3 protein-coding genes and 1 pseudogene are annotated in these 1947 nt (G+C 72.0%); 1 reads left to right on the top strand and 3 read right to left on the bottom strand.

Going from position 1 to position 1947, the window contains the following annotated elements:
* Positions 1-83 (bottom strand): annotated as a pseudogene (locus B9G38_RS18660) (twin-arginine translocase TatA/TatE family subunit); the annotation flags it as partial.
* Between the two features lie 105 nt (positions 84-188).
* Positions 189-1106: a hypothetical protein gene (locus B9G38_RS16575; RefSeq protein WP_086221110.1), complete on the bottom strand. Its 918-nt coding sequence runs from the start codon at positions 1104-1106 to the stop codon at positions 189-191.
* A 155-nt stretch (positions 1107-1261) separates the two neighbouring features.
* On the opposite strand from B9G38_RS16575, the gene B9G38_RS16570 reads away from it, so the two are divergent.
* Positions 1262-1732 carry a redoxin domain-containing protein gene (locus tag B9G38_RS16570; RefSeq protein ID WP_086221109.1) on the top strand — a complete coding sequence of 157 codons (471 nt, stop codon included), beginning with the start codon at positions 1262-1264 and terminating at the stop codon, positions 1730-1732.
* Positions 1733-1745: 13 nt separating this feature from the next.
* On the opposite strand, the gene B9G38_RS16565 is transcribed toward B9G38_RS16570, so the two are convergent.
* The coding region (locus B9G38_RS16565) for a hypothetical protein (protein WP_143415579.1) at positions 1746-1947 on the bottom strand (202 nt) is incomplete at its 5' end.

Genomic DNA, 1947 nt, shown 5'->3' with positions numbered 1-1947 from the left:
AACAGCAGGACCAGGACGAGCAGGATGATGAGGAGCTCCGGCCCCGCCGGAATGCCGCCGATCAGTGGAATCGCACTTACCATCTCTACTCCGCTCTAGCCCTGTGGCGACTATAGTCTTTTTGCCTCGCCGGATCGTCGCGCCCGACGAGCACGTCCGGGACGGGGCGAGCGAAACGGGCCGCCGAGTCAGTCCGGACGGGAGAGGTGCGTGAAGTACCACTCCCCGTCGTAGCGGACGAGCGGAACGGCCTCTCCGCCCGCCGAGATCGCGTCGAGGACGGCCGCGAACGCGTCGGAGTGCGGCGGGGTCTCCGCGTATTCCGAGTCGATCGCGGCGTCGAGGATCGCCCGTCGGTCCGCGGTCGGACCGTCGATCGACCGACCGCGCTCCTCGCCGACGGTCCGGCGGAAGCCCCGCCGGGACGCGGCGACGCGCTCGGCGCGAACGGCGACCGTCGCGACCTCGACCGGCCGCTCCCCCTCGAACGCGAACCGGAGCAGTTCGCCGTCCCACTCGACCCGCAGCCCGTCGTTCCCCGGGACGAACCGCGAGCGCTCCCGCCGCTCGGCGGACGCGTACGCGAACGTGACTCGGAACGGCGGGTAGTGCGGCGCGTGGATCAGCGACGCGTCGCCGAGCGCGTCGCGGACGGCGTCCCGGTCGTGCGCCGGAAGGTCCGCGAACGGCGCGCTCGACGGGGGACCGAAGACGAACGAGTCGACGGAGTCGACCGCGACCGTGTAGTCGTAGCCCGTCGCCGCGACGGAGCGGACCCGCTCGGTCGCGACTCGGTAGTACTCGGCGCCGTCGGTGACGACGTACGGCGTCGAGATGCCGGGCGCGTAGTGCCCCTCGACCGTCCCCTCGCCGCCGTCGACCGCCGTCCGGACGGCGGCCCGTCCGGCGTGGCCGACGGCGGCGACCGGGGTACTGAACTCGTTCGAGACGCCCGCGGGCGACGCCGCGTCGAGTTGAAGCACCGTCTTCGCGCGGTCGACGTCGCCGGTGTCGACGGCGAAACAGCCGGACAGCGCCGTCAGCGAGGCGGTCGCGGCGAGCGGTATCATCCCGCGGCGGGTGCGGCGGCGTGGAGGGCCGGACATGAGCGGCCGTTCGTCGGTGACGCACTTGATTGTCCTCCCGCCGTCGGCCGCGACCGGCCCTCCGGTCGGCGGCCGAGACGGGCCGCGGGAATCGGGGTCGCGATCCACGTTCCGCCGTCGAAACCGTGATACGCGCGGCCGACGAGGTGTCCGGTATGCCAGACGTCGGCGACGACGCCCCGAACTTCACCGGATCGATCGTAGACGGCGACATCGCGCCGTTCGAGCTCGACGGGCACCTCGGCGACGAGCCGGTCGTGCTCGCCTTCTTCCCCGCCGCCTTCTCGAACACCTGTACCGACGAGATGGAGGCGCTCCGCGACGGGTTCGACCGCGGCGACTGCACCCTGTTCGGCGTGAGCACCGACCTCCCGCACGCGCTCGGCGCGTACCGCGTCCAGTACGACCTCCCGTTCGCCCTGGTCGCCGACCCGGACCACCGCGCCATCGAGGCGTACGACGTGATCGAGGAGTTCGAACACTACGGCGTCGAGACGGTCGCCCAGCGCGCCGTCTTCGTGATCGACGCGGACGGGACCGTGACGTACCGGTGGCTCGCCGAGAACGCCGGCCGAGAGCCGGACTACGACGCGCTCGCCGAGGCGGTGGCGGACGCGACCGCCTGAGGTTCCTCCGGGGTCAGGCCGGGTCCCGGAGCGAGTCGAGCGCCTCGGGGTTCTCCATCGACGAGAGGTCGCCGGGGTCCTCGCCGACGTACACCGACTCGATCGCGCGGCGGATGATCTTCCCCGACTGCGTCTTCGGGAAGGCGTCGACGAACAGCAGTTCGCGCGGCCGGAACGGCTTGCCGTGTTCGTCGCCGACCAGCGCCCGGAGCTCC

The organism is Halorubrum sp. SD612, from assembly GCF_002135005.1.
This window is presented reverse-complemented; position numbering and strand designations above follow the sequence as displayed.